The following is a 20,217-nucleotide window of genomic DNA, read 5'->3' as shown; positions in this document are numbered from 1 at the left end:
CGTCAGACCTGCCAGATGCGGGGAAGGGGATCGGGGCGCAGCACGCGCAGCAATCGGTTGATCTGCCGGCGCAGCGGCCAGCCATCGGCGGCCAGCAGGCGGATGACCAGGCGGCCGGGCGGCGCGCTGGCAGCACCGGTTACGCCCGGTTCGTCAAGGACGGCGCGGGCGGCGGCCAGCCGGTCGGGCGCATCGTCCGCGATCATCGCCAGCGTAGCCAGCGCAGGCGCGCCGCCGGTCATCGCCGGGCCCGCCAGCCGCGCCAGCGCGTCATCGTCCATTGCCAGCGCGTCGTGGTGGATCACGCGACCGTCCCTGCGCACGACGCGGCGGTCGCGCAGATGCAGCCGTGTGGGGCGTTCGCCCATCGCCAGACGGCCTAGGACCAGCATCTCCAGCAGCAGGCAGCCCGCGCCGGGGGCCAGATCGACAGTGGTATCGCGGTCCAGCCGGGCGTTGTCATAAAGGATCGTCTCCTGCGGCAGCCAGTCCAGCCAGCCGCCCGCACCGACCGTCAACGCGACCGTGGCCCGTGCGGGCGCACCCGTCGCGCGATAGGCGCGTTCGGCGGTCTGGGTCGTGGCCACGGCCCGCGTGCCCGCCCGCAGGTCCACCGCAAAGGACAGCCCGTCGCCCGATGCCAGTCCGCCGGCAGTGTTCAGGAAAACGATCTCGGGCAGGCCCGCGGTCATGCGGGGCAACATTGCCTTGGCCGATCCGCGCTGGGCCAGATCGATCAGGCCGCGCGGGCCCATGACCACATGCGCGGCACCGTGGCTGCGCTGCATGCGGATGGATGGGGCACCGGTGTCGAACATGGGGGCAAGGGGCGCCAGGCATGGGGCAAGGTCAATCGCCGCCCCCGGCCACCCTGCCGCCGTCAAGGGCAGACTGCCGCGATATGCTCTTCATTTAGGCAGTATGCCCGTTTTTAGGGCGAAAGTCAGGCGGGGCGTTGGGCCAGCGCGTGCAGCAGGCGGCGGCGGGCCGGGGGGATGGCGCGGATCTCGACCCCGGTAAAGACATGCATCGTCATCAGCGCCGGGTCGACCACCGCATGGTCGCTGACCCAACCCCCCATCGCCAGATAACTGCGCAGCAACGGCGGCATGGCCGCCATCGCCCGGCGCGGGTCGGGTTGGCGCAGGCGCAGCGCGCGGGCAAAGCGGAACACCGTCGGCGCCTTGACGCGCGGCCACCAGCGGCGCGGCGCCAGATGGCGGGCCCGCAACATGGCGAAGGCCTCGGCATGGGTTTCGGGGTCGAGGCCGATAAAGCTGGAACAGCCGAACAGCATCTCGACGCCCGTTTCGTCGATGAACCGCGTCAGCGCGCCCCAAGCCAGACGGATCACGTCCGGGTCGCTGCAATCGGGATGCAGGCAGAACCGCCCCATCTCGACCATGGGGCCGTCGAACCGGCCCAACGCGGCCAGATCATAGAACTGCGCGGAATAGCTGCGGGCGATCTGCGTGCCGTCGGGCAGGGGCAGGAACCGAAAGCTGCAGACAAGCCGGTCGTCGCGGATGTCGTGGATCAGCATGTGGCGGCAGTCGTCGTCCAGATGGTCCGCGTCCAGCGATTGTCCATCATCGGGTTGGCCCGTCCGCGCCACAAAGGCCAGCCAGCGCAGGCGCTGTGAATCGCGCAGATCGCCCGGTGTTTCGGCCAGGCGGGCACGATAGCGGCCCTTGCAGAACGGTTGCATCGCGCGACCCCAAGTCAATGTCCCCCACAGCATAGGCCGATCATGTGTCGAAATCACGACCGGGCGTGCACGGAGCGGTACGAAAGGTGCGGGACTGCCCCGCAATGGGGCAAGGAAGGCTAATCCATGCGGTCGCCCAGCACGTCCTCGACATAGATGCGGCGGACCAGATGCAAGACGACGATCAGCAACGGCGTGGCCAGAATGACCGCGACCAGCCCGAACAGCGAGCCGACTGCAACGATGGCCAGGATGGTCAGCGCCGGGGGCAGTTTCACCGCGTATTTCTGGATCATCGGCATCAGCACATCGCCCTCGAAAATCTGGATGGCGGTGAACAGCAACGCGACATAGACGGCCGTGTCCAGGCCCTGCGGTAGCGCCACGGCCACGGCAATCGCGCCGGACAGGAACGGCCCGATGATCGGCACGATATTGGTCAGCCCCGCGATCACAGCCAAAATGATGGCCAGCGGCACGTCCAGCAGGAACAGTCCGACCCCGGCCAGCACCGCGACGATCACCATGTCCAGTGCCTGTCCCGCCATCCAGCGGCCCAGCTGTTCGCCCAGTTCGTCCAGAATGCGGGCGGCACGGTCGCGGTGGGGCAGGGGCACCAGACGGATGGCGCCCGCGCGGTACAGGTCCGCCTCCATCGCCACGTACAAAGACAGGATCAGCAGCAGGAGGGCCGATGACAGGCCGCCCAGGGCCGAATTCAGGCTGCCCATGACCATGCCGAACATGTCGGGCAGACGCTGCGCGAGTTGCAGGGCGTTGTCGTCTTCGGCGGCGGCCTCTCCGCGTTCGATGACGGTATCGGCCACGGGCAGGGACGCCACCCAGTCCCGCATGGCCTGCAAGGATCCGGGCAGGGACTCTACCAGCTGCCGGAACTGGTCGCCGACGGACGGGCCTGCCAGCCGCACCGCCAGTGTCAGCACCCCCACCACGGCCAGCAGGACGATCAGCACGCCCAGCTTGATGTTCAAACCCAGCAGGCGGTTCAGCCCGTGCGCGCCGGCGCGCAGGGCGATGGCGATCAGGATCGCGGCAAAGGCGATCAACAGCAGATGCGACCAGAACCACGCCGCCGCCAGCAGCCCGGCCAGCACCAGCGTGGCCACGATCGTGCCGGTGGTGATGGATCGCCGGGCTGTCGGCGGGGCGGGTGCGGGTGCCGTGGGATGCTGTGTCATCGGTTCTCCTGCGGGATGCACCGGGACAAGGCGCGGATGCCGTCGGGGGTTCCGCCGGATGCGCGCGCCTTGCCGGGGTCGGGCAAGCCTGTTAATCGGGCGCGGATTTCCTTTCATGCGGGCCTGGCCCGCGCATCAGACAAGGTGAACACCATGGCCATCGAACGCACCCTTTCCATCATCAAGCCCGACGCGACCCGCCGCAACCTGACCGGCAAGATCGCCGCCAAGTTCGAGGATGCCGGTCTGCGCATCGTCGCGTCCAAACGCATCCACCTGTCGCCCGCCCAGGCAGGCCAGTTCTATGTGGTCCACAAGGACCGCCCCTTCTATGGTGAGCTGGTCGAGTTCATGGCGTCCGAGCCGGTCGTCGTGCAGGTCCTGGAAGGCGAGAACGCCATTGCCAAGAACCGCGAAGTGATGGGCGCCACCAACCCGGCCAATGCCGACGAGGGCACCATCCGCAAGGAATTCGCCCTGTCCATGGGTGAGAACTCGGTCCACGGTTCGGACGCCGCCGACACCGCCAAGGAAGAGATCGCGTTCTTCTTTTCGGGTCTGGAACTGGTCGGCTGATCGGTTCAACCGACCAAGAGGTTTGAAAAGGGGCCCCCGGTGGCCCCTTTTTCTTTGCGCCGCCAACAGCTATGCCCGTCTGCAACGTAATGATCACAGGGGGGACCGCCATGCGGGCATTCGTGTTTCCGGGGCAAGGCGCCCAGACCATCGGCATGGGCCGCGAACTGGCCCAGGCCTATCCGGCGGCGCGTGCCGTCTTTGACGAGGTCGACGAGGCATTGGGCGAAAGCCTGTCCACGCTGATCTGGGAGGGGGACGCCGACACGCTGACCCTGACGCAGAACGCCCAGCCCGCATTGATGGCGACGTCCATCGCGGCCTTTCGCGCGATGGAGGCCGAGGGTCTGACCATCGCCGACGCGGATTTCGTGGCGGGCCATTCGCTTGGGGAATATTCGGCGCTGTGCGCGGCGGGGTCGCTGACCCTGGCGGACACCGCGCATCTGCTGCGCCTGCGCGGGCAGGCCATGCAGGAGGCCGTGCCGGTCGGCGTGGGCGCGATGGCCGCGATCCTGGGCCTGGACTTCGACACCGTCGACCGCATCTGTCGCGAAATCGGCGGCGACGAGGTCGTGCAGGCGGCCAATGACAACGATCCGGCGCAGGTCGTGATCTCGGGCCACAAGGGCGCGGTTGAGGCCGCGGCCGAGGCGATGAAGGCTGCGGGCGCGAAACGCGCGCTGATGCTTCCGGTGTCGGCGCCGTTCCATTCGGTGCTGATGCAGCCCGCCGCGGCGGTGATGGCCGATGCGCTGGCGGGCGTGGACATCCAGCCCCCTGCCGTGCCGCTGATCGCCAATGTCCGCGCCGAGGCCGTGACCGAGCCCGGCGCCATCCGCCGCCTGCTGGTCGAGCAGGTGACCGGCACCGTGCGCTGGCGCGAGTCGATCGCCACCATGGCCGAGGGCGGCGTGACCGAGTTTTGGGAGATCGGCGCGGGCAAGGCGCTGTCTGGCATGATCAGGCGGATTGCCAAGGACGTGACGGTGCGCAACCTGGGCGCCCCCGCCGACATCGCGGCGCTGAAGGGCTGAGGCGTGGACCGGGGCGCTGCCCCGGACCCCGGGATATTTGGACACAGAAAAAGAGGCTTGGGATGTTCGATCTGACGGGAAAGACCGCGCTGGTGACGGGTGCTTCGGGCGGGATCGGCGGCGCGATCGCCGAGGCGCTGCATGGGGCGGGTGCGACGGTCGCGCTGTCCGGCACGCGAGAGGCGCCGCTGCGCGCGCTGGCCGACCGGCTGGGCGCGCGGGCACATGTCGTGACCGCCAATCTGGGCGATGCGGAATCGGTCCTGGCGCTGCCCAAGGCGGCGGTCGAGGCGATGGGGTCGATCGACATCCTGGTCAACAATGCCGGCATCACCCGCGACAACCTGTTCATGCGCATGTCCGACGACGAATGGGCGCAGGTGCTGGACGTGAACCTGACCAGCACCTTCAAGCTGTCGCGCGCGGTGCTGCGCGGCATGATGAAGGTGCGGTGGGGGCGGATCGTCAACATCACGTCGGTCGTGGGGGCGACGGGCAATCCGGGGCAGGGCAACTATGCCGCCGCCAAGGCAGGCGTCGTGGGCATGTCGAAATCGCTGGCCTACGAGGTCGCCAGCCGGGGGATCACGGTGAACTGCGTGGCGCCCGGTTTCATCGAGACACCGATGACCGACAAGCTGACCGACGACCAGAAGGGCAAGATCCTGACCCAGATCCCCGCCGGTCGCATGGGCAGCGCACAGGAGATCGCGGCCGCGGTCCTGTACCTGTCCAGTCCCGAGGCCAGCTATGTCACCGGGGCCACGCTGCACGTCAATGGCGGCATGGCGATGGTCTGAGCGGGGATGCGTTGCGGCCACGCCGCGCACGAACCCGTGCGAAAGCGGTTGCATGAGGGTTCATGGGTGCTATATCCCCGCCTTTAGCAGCAGGGGAACCGCCCTGGGCTGAACCGGGCCCCTGTGCCCGCGAACACTTTGGGCGGATGCCCGCGACAATGAGGATATGACATGAGCGATATCGCTGATCGCGTGAAGAAGATCGTGGTCGAGCATCTGGGTGTCGACGAGGACAAAGTGGTCGAAGCCGCTTCGTTCATCGACGACCTGGGTGCCGACAGCCTCGACACCGTCGAGCTGGTCATGGCGTTCGAGGAAGAGTTCGGGATCGAGATCCCCGATGATGCCGCCGAAACCATCCAGACCGTCGGCGACGCGGTGACCTTCATCAAGGGCGCGGTCTGATCCACGCTTTTGGCCGCACCCCGGTGCGGCAGGATTTGCGGCGCCCCCGAAAGGGAGGCGCCGTTTTTCATGGCCGCGATCAGCGGCCGAGCTTGGCGTGAACCTCGTCCAGGTCGACCTCGCCCAGGGGCATCTTGTTGTCCGGGTTGTCAAAGTCATAGCGGAACAACTGGAAATCGTCCTTGTAGATTTCCCAGATCAGGTGCCGCGACAGATCATCAAAATAGTCGCTGACCTTGTGCGCGCGTTTGGGGCCATGCCCTTCGGATTCGTTGAACCGCGGAACCTGGTCCAGGTCGATGGCCACTTTGGTGTCGGCGGCTGCCAGCACCTTGGCCATGCCGTCGTTGAACGCTTCGGTGAAAAAGATCTGGTCGTAGCGGCCGCCGTTCGCGATGAACGTCGAGATATGGCCCGACATTGCCGACCAGTGGATGTCGGGCTCCATCGGTTTGCGGAACCGGACGGTGTCGCGCGCAAACAGCAGAAAGCGGCGGAAGCTGGCGATCTGGTCGAAATCGAACCCGTTGTCGGGGCTGCCCACGTCGATGCCGTACCGCTGCACCAGCTGCGGGACCAGGTTGCCGCGATAGCGGTTGCCGTTGCGCTGGATGCCCGCGATCTTGTCGAAGAACGACGACAGCAGCCGGGCATAGGGGTTTCGCACGCAGGTGAACGTGACCCCCGTCCGCGCCCTGACGGCCCGGTCTATCGGGTCATGGCTGTGGTCCTGGGCCCATTTGTGCAACCCGTCGGTCGAATCATGGATGTCCCCATCAAAGAACCGACCGTGGTCGGAGTGAAACATGATCTGGCCGATCGTCGAGCAGGCGCATTTCGGCACCACCCGATAGATCAGGCTTTCGCTTTCGGTCATCCAGACACCGGGGAAACCCATCGTGACATCCACTTCGCTTGCGATCAACGGGTGACAGGCCGTGTCGTTGGGCCGTCCTGCTTGTCCCACCGACAAAAAAGGTTACACATTCAAACCAAAAGCCAGAGACATATTCAACGCCTTACGTCGAAATGAACCTATTTGGCCCCGGGAGACCGCGCAACGCATGGCACGCATCGCCTTCATCCTGCTGATGCACAAGGACCCGCAGGGCGTCATCGATCAGGCCCTGCGCCTGACGGCGACGGGGGATTTCGCGTCGATCCATTTCGACAAGCGCGCGCCAAAGGCGATGTTCCAGCAGATTCGGGATGCGCTTGGCGATCATCCCCGCGTGACCTTTGCGGCACGCAGGCGCAAATGCGGATGGGGGGAGTGGTCGCTGGTCGCCGCCACCCTGGAGGCCCTGCGCGCAGCCGAGGCAGCGTTTCCGCAGGCCACGCATTTCTATATGCTGTCGGGCGACTGCATGCCGATCAAGTCGGCCGAGTTCGCGTATAATTATCTGGATGCCGAAGATTGCGATTATATCGAAAGCTTTGATTTCTTTGCCAGCGACTGGATCAAGACCGGCATCCGCAAGGAGCGGCTGATCTATCGCCACTGGTTCAACGAACGCAGCCAAAAGGCGCTGTTCTATGCCAGCATGCAGTTGCAACAACAGCTCGGACTGGCACGGCGGGTGCCCGACGATCTGCAGGTGATGATCGGATCGCAATGGTGGTGCCTGCGCCGCCAGACCGTCGAGGCGATCCTGGACCTGATTCGCGCCCGGCCGGAAATCGTGCGATTCTTCAGCACCACCTGGATCCCGGACGAGACGTTCTTTCAGACGCTGGTGGCCCATGTCGTGCCGCGTCAGCAGATCCGCACCCGGACGCTGACCTTTCTGATCTTCAGCGATTACGGAATGCCGATCAATTTCCACAACGACCATTACGACCTGCTGCTGCGCCAGGACTATCTGTTCGCCCGCAAGATCAGCCCGGACGCGCAGGAGCTGCGCGCCCGGCTGGGTGCGCTGTGGCAGGCCACGGGGCAGGCGTTCACGATCGCGGCCGAAGGGCGGCGGCTGTTCAGTTTTCTGACCGGGCGCGGCCGCATCGGCCGCCGCTTTGCCCCGCGGTTCTGGGAGGCGGACGGCAGCCTGGGGGCGGAACGCGTGGTCCAGATCGTCGTGGCCAAGAAATGGCATGTCGCCAAGCGGCTGACCGCGGCGATTCGCGCCGCCACCGACATTCCGGCGGTCGATTACGTGTTCAACGAACAGGACGCGCATCTGCCGGACATGGGGGGCGTGGCCTCGTCGCTGGACAAGCGCGAACGCCATCGCAGGGCACTGGTCAAGCTGATGTTCGAACAGTTCGACAGCGACCGGCTGGTGTTCTGCGTCGATCCGTCGGCGGTCAGCCTGATCGCCGATTTCGACGCCGACCGGACGCAGACGCGGGTGCTGTTCGTGGACAGCCGGTTCGACGACGATTACGTGCGCGGTCACATGGGCCGTGTCGGGTTGGTCAGTCCAGATGCCCCGACCGACATCGTGCAACGCCTGCTGCCGGTCGTGCGCAATGATCTGCAGCACGAGGCCGACCGCCTGAAGGAGGCCGGGTTCCGCTATCTGGCGACCATTTCGGAATCTGCGGGGCCTGACCGCAACGCTGCGGCGCTGGCCGCGTTTCTGGGGGTGCCCGAGCCGCAGGCCCGCGCACTGGCGGAAACGCCGCATCTTTTTGCCGACTGAAGGAAGATTTCCATGGCCTATGACGACAGCAACATCTTTGCCCGCATCCTGCGTGGAGAGATCCCGAACGACACGGTCGCCGAGAACGATCACGCGCTGGCCTTCCGCGACATCGCACCCAAGGCGCCCACCCACGTCCTGGTGATTCCCAAGGGCCGCTATGTCGCGTTCGACGATTTCGCGGCCAACGCGTCCGAGACAGAGATCGCGGGCTTCATGCGGCTGTGCGCGCAGGTCTGCGCGATGGAGGGGGTGGCTCTGGATCAGGGCCACGGGTTCCGCGCGATCACCAATGCCGGCCCCGACGGCGTGCAGGAGGTGCCGCATTTCCACCTGCACATCATGGGCGGGTCGATCATGGGCCCGATGATCGGGGCGCGCGGCTGAGCTAGTCGCGGGTCAGTTCGACGAACACGTCCTCCAGGTCGGGCTGTTCGGCGGCCACGTCCAGGATGGGAATGCCAGCGGCGCGCACCGCATCCAGGATCTGGTCGGCGCGCAGGCGCGACGGGGGATAGGTGATCGCCAGACGCCCGTCGGGCCGCGTTTCCGGGCGTGCGCCCGCGGGCAGGGACGGATGCGCGACGGCCCCGCCCGTGTCCAGCACCAGCGTCTTGCCATCGGTGCGTGACAGCAGGTCCTGGGTCGACTGGCGGACCACCACCTGACCGTGGTTGATGATCGCGATCTCGTCGCACATCTGTTCGGCCTCCTCCAGATAATGGGTGGTCAGGATGATCGTCATGCCCTGTTCGTTCAGGCGGCGGACGTTTTTCCACAGCATCTCGCGCAGGGTGATGTCGACGCCCGCGGTGGGTTCGTCCAGGACCAGGATATGCGGGCGATGGACCAGCGCCTTGGCCAGCAGCAACCGCCGCTTCATCCCGCCCGAGAGGCTGCGGGCATAGGAATTGGCCTGCGCGGTCAGGCCCACCAGCTCCAGCAACTCATCGGTCCAGCGTTCGGATTTGGGCACGCCATAGAGGCCCGCCTGAACCTCCAGGCTGGCGCGGGGGGAAAAGAACGGATCCATGTTCAGTTCCTGGGGCATGACCCCGATGGCGGCGCGGGATTGGCGCGGGTTCACGTCCTGGTCGAACCCCCAGATGGACACCTTGCCGGCAGTCTTGTTCACCAGACCGGCCAGAATGTTGATCATCGTGGACTTGCCGGCCCCGTTCGGACCCAGAAGGCCGAAGATGCTGCCGGCACGGATGGTCAGGTCGATGCCCTTGAGCGCATCCTTGGCCGGTGCGTTGCCTTGGGCGGCATAGGTCTTGCGGAGACCGCTGATCTGGATGGCGTCGGGCATGGGTTGATCCTTGCGGAGCTTGCGAAGGCAGGCGGCGCTGCGCTAATGGGGTTGGACCGGATGATATGCACGCCGCCACAAGAAGGCCAGCCATGACGCAGCACGTGACGCCAGAGACCCCCCTGTCGACCGAAACCGGGCCCGAGGCGCAGAGCCGCCCCGCCCCCGTGACCGAGGTGGTGACCCGCTGGCGGGTCAGCTGTGACGGCGATGACGGGGTGGGCCTGGGCCATCCCCGCGTCTGGCTGGCGATCAGCCCGGACCAGGGGTTCGTCGATTGCGGCTATTGCGACAAGCGGTTCGTGATCGACCGCGATCACGCGCACGACGACCACTGAGCCGCAACGATCGTCCCGACCCGCGTCGGTTTGCCGCCCCCCATCGAGGGGGGCCGTCAAACCGGGGCGGCCTTGCCGCCCGGCGCGTCCCCGCAGGTCTTGCCCTTGGCCCGGCATCGGTCCGAGCAATAGCGGACATTGTCCCAATCGCGTTCCCATTTCTTGCGCCAGGTGAACGGCAGCCCGCAGGCGGCGCAGATCTTGGTCGGCAGGTCGGATTTGCGGCGCATCCGGGGCATGACGGTCTCCTTGTGGGCATCCGGCTGGAAGATCGGTTCCGGCCGTGGCACAAGGCGGTCCTGACCAGCAAGGATAGGTGATCATGGGCGAGCGTTTCGGCAAGGGCTGTCATCTGCATCTGATCGACGGATCGGCCTTCATCTTTCGCGCCTATCACGCGCTGCCGCCGCTGACGCGGAAATCAGACGGGCTGCCAGTGGGCGCGGTCGCGGGGTTCTGCAACATGCTGTGGCGCTATGTTGAAACCGATGACGGGCATACGGCGCCGACCCATGCAGCGGTGATATTCGACCATTCGTCCAAGACGTTCCGCAACGAGATCTATCCTGCCTACAAGGCGCAACGCCCCGAACCGCCCGAGGATCTGCGCCCGCAATTCCCGCTGACCCGCGACGCGACCCGCGCCTTCAACATCGCCTGCATCGAGACACAGGGCTATGAGGCCGACGACATCATCGCGGCCATGGCCTGCGCCGCCCGGAACGCCGGGGGCACGGCCACGATCATCAGCAGCGACAAGGACCTGATGCAGCTGATCGGCGACGGCGTCGACATGCTGGACCCGATCAAGAACAAGCTGATCGGCCCCGACGAGGTGTTCGAGAAGTTCGGCGTCGGTCCCGACCGCGTGGTGGACGTGCAGGCGCTGGCCGGTGACGCGGTCGACAACGTGCCGGGCGCGCCGGGCATCGGCATCAAGACCGCCGCCCTGCTGATCCAGGAATACGGCGATCTGGAGACGCTGCTGTCGCGCGCAGGCGAGATCAAGCAGCCCAAGCGCCGCCAGACCCTGATCGACCATGCCGATCAGATCCGCATCAGCAGGCGGCTGGTGCAGCTGGATTGCGATACGCCGCTGGACGTGGCGCTGGAAGAGCTGGAGGTGAAGGCCCCCGATGCCGACCGCCTGCTGGCCTTTCTGTCCGAAATGGAATTCCGCACCCTGACCAACCGCGTGGCCGAGAGCCTTGGGGCCGAGGCCCCTGCGGTGCAGGCGGCCCCGGCCAGCGACGCGCCCGCGGCCCCCGCGCCGACCGCCATCGACAGGTCAGCCTATGAGACGGTCACCGACATGGCCGCGCTGGAGGGCTGGATCGCGGCCATCCGCGACGTGGGCCAGGTCGCCATCGACACCGAGACCACGGGCCTGGACGAGATGCAGGCCGATCTGGTCGGCATCTGTCTGGCGGTTGCGCCGGGGCGGGCGTGCTATGTCCCCGTGGGCCATGTCGCGGGGGGTGACGACCTGTTCGGGCAGTCCGCGCGGGTCGAGGGGCAGCTGGAACTGGCAGCCGTGCTGGCCGCGCTGAAGCCGGTGCTGGAGGATGCGTCGATCCTGAAGATCGGCCAGAACCTGAAATACGACTGGAAGATGCTGGCCCGCAACGGCATCCGCGTGGCCCCCGTCGCCGACACGATGCTGATGTCCTATGCCTTGAACGCGGGCACCCACAACCACGGCATGGACGAGCTGGCGGAACGGTACCTGGGCCACAAATGCATTCCCATCAAGGAGCTGATCGGATCCGGCAAAAGCCAGATCCATTTCGGACAGGTCGCCATCGACAAGGCCGCCCCCTATGCCGCCGAGGACGCGGACGTGACGCTGCGCCTGTACCAGCATTTCGCGCCGATGCTGCCGGTGGAAAAGGTCGCGACCGTCTATCATACGCTGGAACGCCCGATGATCCCGGTGCTGGCGCAGATGGAGATGGCAGGCATCCGCATCGATGCCGACGTGCTGAAGCGCATGTCGAACGTGTTCGCGCAAAAGATGGCCCAGTTGGAGGATGAGATCCACGGGCTGGCGGGCCAGAGCTTCAACATCGGCAGCCCAAAGCAGCTGGGAGAGATCCTGTTCGACAAGATGGGCCTGTCCGGCGGCAAGCAGGGCAAGACCGGGGCCTTTTCCACCAGCGCCGATGTGCTGGAAGATCTGGCCGCCGAAGGGCATGACCTGCCCGCGCGGGTTCTGGACTGGCGCCAGACATCCAAGCTGAAATCGACCTATACCGATGCGCTGCCCACCTATGTGAACAAGGAAACGGGGCGGGTGCACACCAGCTATTCGATCACCGGGGCGCAGACGGGGCGGCTGTCGTCCACGGAACCGAACCTGCAGAACATCCCGATCCGCACAGAGGAAGGCCGCCGCATCCGACAGGCCTTCATCGCGCCCGAAGGGTACAGGCTGGTCGCCCTGGATTACAGCCAGATCGAGCTGCGCATTCTGGCGCATGTGGCCGACATCCCGGCGCTGAAGCAGGCGTTCCGCGACGGGATCGACATCCACGCCATGACCGCCAGCCAGATGTTCGGTGTCCCCGTCGAGGGCATGGACCCGATGATCCGCAGGCGGGCCAAGGCGATCAACTTTGGCGTTATCTATGGCATTTCGGGGTTCGGGCTGTCGCGCAACCTGCGCATTCCGCGGGCCGAGGCGCAAAGCTTCATCGATACCTATTTTGAACGATTCCCGGAAATCCGCGCCTATATGGACAAGACGGTCGCGGATGCCAAACAGGACGGATACGTCACCACCCTGTTCGGGCGGCGCATCAACACGCCGGGCATCAATACGTCCGGACCGGCGGCGGGCGGCGCGCGGCGCGCGGCGATCAACGCGCCGATCCAGGGCGCAGCGGCCGACATCATCCGCCGCGCGATGATTCGCATGCCGGATGCCATTGCGGACCTGCCCGCGCGGATGCTGCTGCAGGTGCATGACGAACTGGTGTTCGAGGTGCGCGACGACGCGGTGGATGACCTGATCGGCCGCGCCCGCGACATCATGGAGGCCGCGCCCGAACCGTCCGTCCGGCTGTCGGTGCCACTGGTCGTGGATGCGGGGCAGGGGATGAACTGGGCCGAGGCGCACTGACCGCGTGCCGTCCCGCACCTTGCGGGTCGGCACGGCCATGCGGAACGCGTCGGTCCGACCCTGTGCCGGCGACGGATCGCCAGCGGGGGTGGTGACCTGACGACCGTCGCGTGTGCCCGGTCAGCGAAACAGCCCCGTTCACCCGCGTGTTGCACAGGATGATGCGTGCGCCTATCGTGAGATCAGGATGCGCACCCCCAGCTTGACCCAGACCCAGCCTCAGGACGCGATGCGCGGCGGCATGCGCTGTGGCGATTGCCCCATCCGCTATCGCGCGGTCTGTGCGCAATGCGAGGGGGACGAGCAGGCCCTGCTGGAACAGATGAAATTCTATCGCAGCTATGAGGCCGGCCAGCCGATCGTCTGGGAAGGTGACCGGATGGATTTCGTGGCCTCGGTCGTGACGGGGGTGGCGACGCTGACCCGGACGTTGGAGGACGGGCGGACCCAGATGGTGGGTCTGCTGCAGCCAAGCGATTTCATCGGCCGGCCCGGGCGCGACACCGCAGCCTGTAACGCCACCACTGCGACGGATGTGGTGCTGTGCTGTTTCCGGCGCGGGTCTTTCCAGCAGCTGATGGAGCGGACCCCGCATCTGTCGCACCGCCTGCTGGAGATGACCATGGACGAGCTGGATGCGGCGCGCGAATGGATGCTGTTGCTGGGCCGCAAGACGGCGCGGGAAAGGATCGCGTCCTTCATCGCCATTATTGCGCGGCGGCAAGCGGCGCTGACGAAACGCCGCCCCGCGGGACGCATCGCGCTGGAGCTGCCTTTGACGCGCGAGGCGATGGCCACCTATCTTGGCCTGACGATCGAGACCGTCAGCCGCCAGATGACCGCACTGCGCCGCGACGGTGTCATCGAGATCGCAGGCAAGCGCGGAGTGACCCTGACCGACTATGCCCGCCTGATCGAGGAATCGGGCGGCTCAAGCGGAGCCGCGGCCTGAGCGCGGTGCTTTTCAACCCGCCGGACCTCTGCTAACAGGCGCCTTCCCGGTCGCAGCCTACCCGGGTCACAAAAACAAGGGTTCAAACATGCAAACTGCACTTGTCTGCTCGGGCGGGCTGGACTCCGTCTCGCTTGCCCATGTCCTGGCGTCCCAGGGGCGCCTGGCGCGCATCGTCAGCTTTGATTACGGCCAGCGCCACCGCAAGGAGCTGGATTTTGCCCGCGCCTGCGCTGTGCGGCTGGGCGTGCCGTTCCACCTGATCGACCTGTCGGGGCTGGGCGCGGCGCTGTCCGGGTCGGCGCTGACCGACGATCTGGCCGTGCCCGACGGCCATTACGCCGAAGAGACGATGCGGGTGACCGTGGTCCCCAACCGCAACGCGATCATGCTGACGGTGGCCTTTGGCATCGCCGCCGCCAATGGCGACGCGGCGGTTGCGGCGGCGGTCCACGGGGGGGACCACTTCATCTATCCCGACTGCCGGCCGGGGTTCACCGATGCGTTTGCCGCCATGCAGCGCGCGGCGCTGGAAGGGTATGCCGATGTCGCGCTGGACGTGCCGTTCGTTCACCGAACCAAGGCTGACATCGTCACGGCGGGCGCGGTGGCGGGCACGCCTTTTGCGCAAACCTGGTCCTGCTACAAGGGCGGGGCGCGCCATTGCGGGCGCTGCGGCACCTGTGTGGAGCGGCGCGAGGCGTTCCACATCGCGGGCGTCGCGGACCCGACCGATTACGACGATGCCGATTACTGGCAGGCGGCCGTGGCCGCGCATGCGACGGGGAATCCGTGATGTTCCGGATCAGCAAGGAGTTCCATTTCAGTGCCTCGCACCGGCTGGACCATCTGGCGCCGGATCATCAATGCGCGCGGCTGCATGGGCATAATTACATCGTCGTGGTCGAACTGGCGGCGCCGGACCTGAATGCCGACGGCTTCGTGCGCGATTATCACGAACTGGCACCGCTGAAAGCCTATGTCGACGGGACGTTCGACCACCGGCACCTGAACGACGTGCTGGACGTGCCGTCCACCGCCGAGAACCTGGCGCGGCATTTCTTTGACTGGTGTCGGGCGCGGTGGCCGGAAACCAGCGCCGTCAAGGTCAGCGAGACGCCCAAGACCTGGGCCGAGTACCGGCCATGAGGCCCCTGCGCATTGCCGAGATATTCGGCCCCACCATTCAGGGAGAGGGCGCGCTGATCGGTCAGCCCACGGTCTTTGTCCGCGCAGGGGGGTGCGATTACCGCTGTTCGTGGTGCGATTCGATGCATGCGGTGGACAGTGCGTATCGCGACAGCTGGGCCGCGATGCAAGCGGCCGAGGTGTGGGCGCGGGTGCGCGACCTGTCGGGGGGGCGTCCGTTGACGGTGTCGATTTCGGGCGGCAACCCGGCAATTCAGGATTTCGGGCCGCTGATCGCGATGGGCCGGGCAGAGGGTTACGGGTTCGCGTTGGAGACGCAGGGGTCGGTGGCGCGCGACTGGTTCGCGGACCTGACGTTGCTGGTGCTGAGCCCCAAGCCACCCTCCAGCGGCGAGACGCCTGATCGGGCAGCGTTCGATGCCTGTGTGGCGGCCGCAGGGGATGCGCGGATGGTGCTGAAGATCGTGGTTTTCGACGATGTGGATTATGCTTGGGCGCGCGAATGGGCGGGGCGGTATCTGGAGCTGGATCTGGTTTTGCAGCCGGGGAACCCGGAGGTGGATCCGGACGTGGCTGTCGCGGCGCAGGATGTCGCGGACCGGTTGTTGTGGCTGGTCGACAAGGTGATGGCGGATGGCTGGTTCCGGCCGCGCCTGCTGCCGCAACTGCACGTGCTGCTGTGGGGAAACAAGCGCGGCGTCTGAATTGCGTCCCGCGACGGCGGGGGGACTGGCCGTCCCCCCGCACCCCCCCGCACCCCCCTGCGCGCGCGCCCGTGATGTCGTGCCGCGGGCTAGCGGGCCAGGAAGACCGGCACGCGCGCCTGTTCCAGCATGTTGCGGGTGGCCCCTCCCAGGATCGCTTCGCGCAAACGCGAATGGCCATAGGCGCCCATGACGACCATGTCGGCGTCGATCTCGATCGCGCGGCGGTTGATCTCATCACTGATGCGGGGCGCCGTGCGGGCAAGGACTGCGATCTGGGCGTGGACGCCGTGCCGTGTCAGCATCTGCGTCAGCGACCCACCGGGATCAGAGCGTTCCGGCCCGCTGCTGCGCGGGTCGATGCAGGTCACCTCGACCGTTTGCGCGGCCTGCAACAGGGGCAGGGCGCGGCGGATCGCGGCCAGCGCCTCGGCCGACTGGTTCCACGCGATCAGGATGCGGCGCGGCGTGGCCACCGGTTCACAGCCCTGCGGCAGGACCATTACGGGACAGTAGCCCTCGAACAGGGCGGCCTCGGTGACCAGTTCGGCCTCGCCGGGCTGGTCCTTGGCATAGGGGCTGGCGAGGATCGTCAGGTCGGAGAACCGTGCCTGCAGGCCCACCAGCGACCCGATGCCCAGAGATTGCGTGACCGCGGCCTCGCAGGACCACCTCAGGTCGTGGGACGCGGCCATGCGGTCGCGCACCTTGCGTTCTAGCGCATTCGCATCGGTCAGGGCGCCGTCGATTGCCTCTTGCCAGCCATATGATGTGCCGCCGGGGAAAAAGTACCCGGCTTGGCTGTGGTCTATGCCCAGACACAGGATGTCCAGATGCGCATCATGCGCCGCAGCAAGTGCCACGGCATCGTCCAGCTGCGGCATCTGCGCAGGGTTGCTGAGAACTGTCAGGATCGTCTTGTAGGCCATGATCGCCTCCTGTTGCGGATGAAGCAATATACCAGCACGATTCGCGAGATACCTTGATCCGGATCAACCAGCGTGGCTCACGCGCACTGGTGCGGTCGGTCCGCGACAAACACACGGACCGGATCACGGGACAGATTCTGGTGACCCGCAATCGGGCGTCCCTGACGCAGGGCCCATGGTGCGTTGCGACAGGGGTGGATCGACAAAGGCAGCGCGGTCATTCGTCCGGGGCCTGTGTTTGTGGGACGGCTATCCGACCAATTCGCCGTGCAGCGAATTGCGCTGGCTGCCGATGATGCGCACGGGGCGAAGATCGCCGACCTGGGCGCGGTCCGTATCGACAAAGACCGAATGCAGATAGTCGGATTTTCCGATCATCTGCCCGGCTTCGCGACCGGCCTTTTCGAACAGCACGTTGACCGTGCGCCCGATCATGCCGGTCTGGACCGCGTGCTGCTGACGGGTCAGCAGGGCCTGCAATTCCTGCAGGCGGGCATCGGCCACAACGGCGTCGACCTCGGGGCGGTCATAGGCGGGGGTGCCGGGACGCGGCGAATACTTAAAGCTGTAGGCCATGCCGAAGCCCACCTGTTCGATCAGGCGCAGGGTGTCGGCATGATCCTGATCGGTCTCTCCGGGAAAGCCCACGATGAAATCGCTGGTCAGCAGGATGTCGGGACGCGCCGCGCGGATGCGGTCGATCAGGCGCAGGTACTGATCCGACGTGTGCTTACGGTTCATCGCCTTGAGGATCCCGTCACTGCCCGATTGCACGGGCAGGTGCAGGTAGGGCATCAGCTGCGGCACGTCGCGATGCGCCTCGATCAGGTCATCGGCCATGTCGTTGGGATGGCTGGTGGTGTACCGGATCCGCTGCAACCCATCGATCTCGCCCAGGGCGCGGATCAGGGCACCAAACCCGCCCGGCCCCCCGTGCCAGCCGTTGACGTTCTGGCCCAACAGCGTGATCTCGCGGACGCCGCGTTCGATCAGATCGCGGGCCTCGGCCAGGATGCGTTCGGCGGGGCGGCTGACCTCGGCGCCCCGGGTATAGGGCACCACGCAAAAGGCGCAAAACTTGTCGCAACCCTCCTGCACGGTCAGAAAGGCCGCAGGCGCGCGCCGGGTGGCGCGCGGGGCGGGCAGGTGGTCGAATTTGTCCTCTTCGGGGAAATCGGTGTCGATGGCGGGCGCTTCGCCGCGCACCATGGCGGGCAGGCGGTGATAGGTCTGCGGCCCGACGACCAGATCGACCAGCGGCATCCGGCGGATGATCTCGGCCCCCTCGGCCTGCGCCACGCAGCCCGCAACGCCGATCTTCAGGTCGGGACGCGCGGCCTTGAGCGGCTTCAGGCGGCCCAGGTCGCTGTACAGCTTTTCGGCGGCCTTCTCACGGATGTGACAGGTGTTCAGCAGGACCATGTCGGCGTCCGACTGGTCCTCGGTCAGGACATAGCCTTCGGCGCCCATGGCCTCGGCCATGCGCTGGCTGTCATAGACGTTCATCTGGCAACCATAGGTCTTGATGAACAGTTTTTTCGCGGCCGGGATGTGGGCGGTCATGTCATGCTTGTTCCTGAAGGTCGCGCAGCGATACAGCAAACGCAGGCTTTTGGAAAGGCACGGGATGGAAAGCGACCTGACGAACATCCGCAATATCGGCCCCGCCACCGCGCAGGCGCTGATCGCGGCGGGCATTCCCGACGCGGCGGCATTGCGGGCGATGGGGGCGGACGCGGCCTATGTGGCGCTGATGGATGCGGGCGGACGTCCGCATTTCATTGGGTACTATGTGCTGCACATGGCGTTGCAGGGGCGGCCCTGGAACGATTGCAAGGGTGCCGAAAAGTCCGCGATGCGGGCGCGGTTCGATGCGCTGATGGGGGGGCGCCGTCCGCTGACGGCGCTGGAGGCGGCGCTGGACCAGATCGGTCTGCGCCGCCCGTAAGTCACTGGCCCGCGGGCTTTGTCTCGAACATCAGGCCTTTGGCGCTGCGGTCGGGAAAGCCTGCCCAATAGCTGTGGGCCTCGTCGGGCGTGCCGTCATCATCGACGGACCACACCCCATCCTCTGAATCCGGGACAAGGTCCAGGAACGGTGCGCGGCTATCGTCGCCCTTCAGGTGGCGGTCCAGAAAGGCGGTCGTGAAATGCTGCAGGATGTTGTTCATCCGGACATTGTCCCAGACCGCATCGGCATAATGGTCAAAGGGCGCGCGGCCCAGGCTCTCCGACATCGCCCAGGCCTCGGTCGGGGCGGGGATGGGGGCCGCGGCATTGTGGTTGGCATGATCGAAGGTCAGCAGGTGCCGTGTCGTGGCGGTCGTCTGTTCGAAGATCTGGCGGATCGCGTCATAGACGGACACGTCGTCGTCGCTGCCCGCGACCAGCAGCAGCGGCTTGGTCATGTCGTTCAGGCCGTCCGCGTTCCAAAAGTCGTGCTGGCGGCCCCAGGGGGCGATGGCCACGACCGCCTTGACGCGCGGATCGACCAAGCTTGCGTGATCCTCGCTGCCGGCGGCCAGACGGGCCAAGAGGCCCCGGGGCGGGACAAAGCGTTCGGGTTCGGTCCGGTCGACCGCAGTCCGCGACAGGCCCGCGCCGCCAAAGATCATCGCGCCATAGCCGCCCATGGAATAGCCGATGACGGCGGCGTTGTCGGCGTCGGTGATCGCGCCGACCTCGTCCTCCAGCCCGGCCATGCTGTCCAGCAGAAAGCGCTGGTCCACCGCCCGGTTCACCAGCGTCGAGGCGAACGCCCCCTGGTCGTCATAGGTGCTGTCGGGATGGTCGGCGGACACCACGACATAGCCCTTGGAGGCCAGGTTCTCCGCCAGATGGCTCATCAGATAGCGGTTGCCGGGATAGCCATGCGACAGGATCACCAGCGGAAATGTCCCCTCGGCCGGGGCCGCGTCGCGGGCGGCGCTGCCGGTCAAAACGGTGGGCGTGACCCCGTCGCGCAGGATCGTGTCATAGGTGGTGCCGGGCTGGGTGCCGTCGGCCGCGGGGTACCAGATCTCGGTCTGCAGGGTGCGGTCGGCGGTGGGGGTTCCACCCTGCGTGGCCGCGATCACGTCGATGCGGTCGGGATCGGTAAAGCTGGCGGCGCGCACGCCGACCGGGTGGGACCCCCGCGCGGCCAGTTCGGGCGCGTCGGGTCGGATCAGGTCGATGCGGTTTTCGGACAGGGCGGGGGCCGCACAGGCGAGTGTGGCGGCGGCGGCCAGAAACAGACGTCTCATCGGGGATTCTCCGGTGGTTCGGCGGGACTGTGCCCCGGCTGCACGATCTGCACAAGCGTCCCCCATTGAACGCCGCCCGACGCCCGGATAGCCTGTCGCC

At 66.5% G+C, this 20,217-nt stretch carries 22 protein-coding genes; 13 read left to right on the top strand and 9 right to left on the bottom strand.

The window, feature by feature from the left end; all coding sequences use genetic code 11:
• Positions 1 to 2 precede the first annotated feature (2 nt).
• From ACJJVR_RS09540 to ACJJVR_RS09530, 3 genes are all read right to left on the bottom strand, one after another.
• A complete protein-coding gene (locus ACJJVR_RS09540; RefSeq protein ID WP_405404050.1) occupies positions 3 to 818 on the bottom strand; it encodes an urease accessory protein UreD in 816 nt (271 codons plus the stop codon).
• A 125-nt stretch (positions 819 to 943) separates the two neighbouring features.
• On the bottom strand, positions 944 to 1,708 hold the full coding sequence (locus tag ACJJVR_RS09535; RefSeq protein WP_405404048.1) for a GNAT family N-acetyltransferase: 765 nt from the start codon (positions 1,706 to 1,708) through the stop codon (positions 944 to 946).
• A gap of 119 nt (positions 1,709 to 1,827) precedes the next feature.
• Positions 1,828 to 2,907 carry an AI-2E family transporter gene (locus ACJJVR_RS09530; RefSeq protein WP_405404047.1) on the bottom strand — a complete coding sequence of 360 codons (1,080 nt, stop codon included), beginning with the start codon at positions 2,905 to 2,907 and terminating at the stop codon, positions 1,828 to 1,830.
• A gap of 153 nt (positions 2,908 to 3,060) precedes the next feature.
• On the opposite strand from ACJJVR_RS09530, the gene ndk reads away from it, so the two are divergent.
• The 4 genes from ndk to ACJJVR_RS09510 all read left to right on the top strand — a co-directional run bounded on the left by ndk (position 3,061) and on the right by ACJJVR_RS09510 (position 5,725).
• On the top strand, positions 3,061 to 3,483 hold the full coding sequence (ndk, locus tag ACJJVR_RS09525; protein ID WP_405404045.1) for a nucleoside-diphosphate kinase: 423 nt from the start codon (positions 3,061 to 3,063) through the stop codon (positions 3,481 to 3,483).
• 110 nt (positions 3,484 to 3,593) lie between these two features.
• Positions 3,594 to 4,520 carry an ACP S-malonyltransferase gene (gene fabD / locus ACJJVR_RS09520; protein WP_405404043.1) on the top strand — a complete coding sequence of 309 codons (927 nt, stop codon included), beginning with the start codon at positions 3,594 to 3,596 and terminating at the stop codon, positions 4,518 to 4,520.
• Positions 4,521 to 4,582: 62 nt separating this feature from the next.
• Positions 4,583 to 5,320: a 3-oxoacyl-ACP reductase FabG gene (gene fabG / locus ACJJVR_RS09515; RefSeq protein ID WP_405404041.1), complete on the top strand. Its 738-nt coding sequence runs from the start codon at positions 4,583 to 4,585 to the stop codon at positions 5,318 to 5,320.
• 171 nt (positions 5,321 to 5,491) lie between these two features.
• Entirely contained in the window at positions 5,492 to 5,725 is a 234-nt protein-coding gene (locus ACJJVR_RS09510) for an acyl carrier protein (RefSeq protein ID WP_405404040.1), read from the top strand.
• 79 nt (positions 5,726 to 5,804) lie between these two features.
• On the opposite strand, the gene ACJJVR_RS09505 is transcribed toward ACJJVR_RS09510, so the two are convergent.
• Positions 5,805 to 6,623, bottom strand: coding sequence for a sulfotransferase family protein (locus ACJJVR_RS09505; RefSeq protein WP_405404441.1), 819 nt, complete (start codon positions 6,621 to 6,623; stop codon positions 5,805 to 5,807).
• 166 nt (positions 6,624 to 6,789) lie between these two features.
• Here ACJJVR_RS09505 and ACJJVR_RS09500 point away from each other — a divergent pair, with 166 nt between their 5' ends.
• Positions 6,790 to 8,367, top strand: a complete 1,578-nt coding sequence (locus ACJJVR_RS09500; RefSeq protein WP_405404039.1) for a DUF5928 domain-containing protein — start codon at positions 6,790 to 6,792, stop codon at positions 8,365 to 8,367.
• 6 nt (positions 8,368 to 8,373) lie between these two features.
• Positions 8,374 to 8,754, top strand: a complete 381-nt coding sequence (locus ACJJVR_RS09495) for an HIT domain-containing protein (protein ID WP_405404439.1) — start codon at positions 8,374 to 8,376, stop codon at positions 8,752 to 8,754.
• A 1-nt stretch (position 8,755) separates the two neighbouring features.
• Here ACJJVR_RS09495 and ACJJVR_RS09490 read toward each other — a convergent pair whose 3' ends face one another.
• On the bottom strand, positions 8,756 to 9,679 hold the full coding sequence (locus ACJJVR_RS09490; RefSeq protein WP_405404038.1) for an ABC transporter ATP-binding protein: 924 nt from the start codon (positions 9,677 to 9,679) through the stop codon (positions 8,756 to 8,758).
• A gap of 122 nt (positions 9,680 to 9,801) precedes the next feature.
• Here ACJJVR_RS09490 and ACJJVR_RS09485 point away from each other — a divergent pair, with 122 nt between their 5' ends.
• Positions 9,802 to 10,017: a zinc-finger domain-containing protein gene (locus ACJJVR_RS09485; RefSeq protein WP_405404438.1), complete on the top strand. Its 216-nt coding sequence runs from the start codon at positions 9,802 to 9,804 to the stop codon at positions 10,015 to 10,017.
• A gap of 56 nt (positions 10,018 to 10,073) precedes the next feature.
• Here ACJJVR_RS09485 and ACJJVR_RS09480 read toward each other — a convergent pair whose 3' ends face one another.
• Entirely contained in the window at positions 10,074 to 10,256 is a 183-nt protein-coding gene (locus tag ACJJVR_RS09480; protein ID WP_405404036.1) for a DUF2256 domain-containing protein, read from the bottom strand.
• Between the two features lie 83 nt (positions 10,257 to 10,339).
• Here ACJJVR_RS09480 and polA point away from each other — a divergent pair, with 83 nt between their 5' ends.
• The 5 genes from polA (at position 10,340) to queE (ending at position 15,943) form a co-directional block, all read left to right on the top strand.
• Entirely contained in the window at positions 10,340 to 13,138 is a 2,799-nt protein-coding gene (polA, locus tag ACJJVR_RS09475) for a DNA polymerase I (protein WP_405404034.1), read from the top strand.
• 229 nt (positions 13,139 to 13,367) lie between these two features.
• Entirely contained in the window at positions 13,368 to 14,090 is a 723-nt protein-coding gene (gene fnrL, locus ACJJVR_RS09470) for a transcriptional regulator FnrL (RefSeq protein WP_405404437.1), read from the top strand.
• A gap of 88 nt (positions 14,091 to 14,178) precedes the next feature.
• On the top strand, positions 14,179 to 14,886 hold the full coding sequence (queC, locus tag ACJJVR_RS09465; RefSeq protein ID WP_405404033.1) for a 7-cyano-7-deazaguanine synthase QueC: 708 nt from the start codon (positions 14,179 to 14,181) through the stop codon (positions 14,884 to 14,886).
• Positions 14,886 to 15,239, top strand: coding sequence for a 6-carboxytetrahydropterin synthase QueD (gene queD, locus ACJJVR_RS09460; RefSeq protein ID WP_045981772.1), 354 nt, complete (start codon positions 14,886 to 14,888; stop codon positions 15,237 to 15,239). Before queC ends, queD begins: the two co-directional genes overlap by 1 nt.
• Complete coding sequence (gene queE / locus ACJJVR_RS09455) at positions 15,236 to 15,943, top strand: 7-carboxy-7-deazaguanine synthase QueE (RefSeq protein ID WP_405404032.1); 708 nt, start codon at positions 15,236 to 15,238, stop codon at positions 15,941 to 15,943. The genes queD and queE overlap by 4 nt, the downstream gene beginning before the upstream one ends.
• An 89-nt stretch (positions 15,944 to 16,032) precedes the next feature.
• Here the strand turns inward: queE and ACJJVR_RS09450 are convergent, their stop codons facing one another.
• Positions 16,033 to 16,872, bottom strand: a complete 840-nt coding sequence (locus ACJJVR_RS09450; RefSeq protein ID WP_405404030.1) for a universal stress protein — start codon at positions 16,870 to 16,872, stop codon at positions 16,033 to 16,035.
• 249 nt (positions 16,873 to 17,121) lie between these two features.
• Positions 17,122 to 18,423, bottom strand: a complete 1,302-nt coding sequence (gene miaB / locus ACJJVR_RS09445) for a tRNA (N6-isopentenyl adenosine(37)-C2)-methylthiotransferase MiaB (RefSeq protein WP_405404436.1) — start codon at positions 18,421 to 18,423, stop codon at positions 17,122 to 17,124.
• 76 nt (positions 18,424 to 18,499) lie between these two features.
• On the opposite strand from miaB, the gene ACJJVR_RS09440 reads away from it, so the two are divergent.
• Positions 18,500 to 18,820 carry a TfoX/Sxy family protein gene (locus ACJJVR_RS09440; RefSeq protein ID WP_405404029.1) on the top strand — a complete coding sequence of 107 codons (321 nt, stop codon included), beginning with the start codon at positions 18,500 to 18,502 and terminating at the stop codon, positions 18,818 to 18,820.
• Position 18,821: 1 nt separating this feature from the next.
• Here the strand turns inward: ACJJVR_RS09440 and ACJJVR_RS09435 are convergent, their stop codons facing one another.
• Complete coding sequence (locus ACJJVR_RS09435) at positions 18,822 to 20,117, bottom strand: alpha/beta hydrolase family protein (protein WP_405404027.1); 1,296 nt, start codon at positions 20,115 to 20,117, stop codon at positions 18,822 to 18,824.
• Positions 20,118 to 20,217: the final 100 nt, after the last annotated feature.

It is taken from the genome of Paracoccus sp. Ld10 (assembly GCF_045064235.1).
Classification (GTDB): domain Bacteria; phylum Pseudomonadota; class Alphaproteobacteria; order Rhodobacterales; family Rhodobacteraceae; genus Paracoccus.
This window is presented reverse-complemented; position numbering and strand designations above follow the sequence as displayed.

Coding starts and splice junctions, on each gene's coding strand:
- ACJJVR_RS09540 (WP_405404050.1), bottom strand. CDS start 818: ATGTTCGACACCGGTGCCCCATCCATCCGCATGCAGCGCAGCCACGGT.
- ACJJVR_RS09535 (WP_405404048.1), bottom strand. CDS start 1,708: ATGCAACCGTTCTGCAAGGGCCGCTATCGTGCCCGCCTGGCCGAAACA.
- ACJJVR_RS09530 (WP_405404047.1), bottom strand. CDS start 2,907: ATGACACAGCATCCCACGGCACCCGCACCCGCCCCGCCGACAGCCCGG.
- ndk (WP_405404045.1), top strand. CDS start 3,061: ATGGCCATCGAACGCACCCTTTCCATCATCAAGCCCGACGCGACCCGC.
- fabD (WP_405404043.1), top strand. CDS start 3,594: ATGCGGGCATTCGTGTTTCCGGGGCAAGGCGCCCAGACCATCGGCATG.
- fabG (WP_405404041.1), top strand. CDS start 4,583: ATGTTCGATCTGACGGGAAAGACCGCGCTGGTGACGGGTGCTTCGGGC.
- ACJJVR_RS09510 (WP_405404040.1), top strand. CDS start 5,492: ATGAGCGATATCGCTGATCGCGTGAAGAAGATCGTGGTCGAGCATCTG.
- ACJJVR_RS09505 (WP_405404441.1), bottom strand. CDS start 6,623: ATGGGTTTCCCCGGTGTCTGGATGACCGAAAGCGAAAGCCTGATCTAT.
- ACJJVR_RS09500 (WP_405404039.1), top strand. CDS start 6,790: ATGGCACGCATCGCCTTCATCCTGCTGATGCACAAGGACCCGCAGGGC.
- ACJJVR_RS09490 (WP_405404038.1), bottom strand. CDS start 9,679: ATGCCCGACGCCATCCAGATCAGCGGTCTCCGCAAGACCTATGCCGCC.
- ACJJVR_RS09480 (WP_405404036.1), bottom strand. CDS start 10,256: ATGCCCCGGATGCGCCGCAAATCCGACCTGCCGACCAAGATCTGCGCC.
- polA (WP_405404034.1), top strand. CDS start 10,340: ATGGGCGAGCGTTTCGGCAAGGGCTGTCATCTGCATCTGATCGACGGA.
- fnrL (WP_405404437.1), top strand. CDS start 13,368: ATGCGCGGCGGCATGCGCTGTGGCGATTGCCCCATCCGCTATCGCGCG.
- queC (WP_405404033.1), top strand. CDS start 14,179: ATGCAAACTGCACTTGTCTGCTCGGGCGGGCTGGACTCCGTCTCGCTT.
- queD (WP_045981772.1), top strand. CDS start 14,886: ATGTTCCGGATCAGCAAGGAGTTCCATTTCAGTGCCTCGCACCGGCTG.
- queE (WP_405404032.1), top strand. CDS start 15,236: ATGAGGCCCCTGCGCATTGCCGAGATATTCGGCCCCACCATTCAGGGA.
- ACJJVR_RS09450 (WP_405404030.1), bottom strand. CDS start 16,872: ATGGCCTACAAGACGATCCTGACAGTTCTCAGCAACCCTGCGCAGATG.
- ACJJVR_RS09440 (WP_405404029.1), top strand. CDS start 18,500: ATGGAAAGCGACCTGACGAACATCCGCAATATCGGCCCCGCCACCGCG.
- ACJJVR_RS09435 (WP_405404027.1), bottom strand. CDS start 20,117: ATGAGACGTCTGTTTCTGGCCGCCGCCGCCACACTCGCCTGTGCGGCC.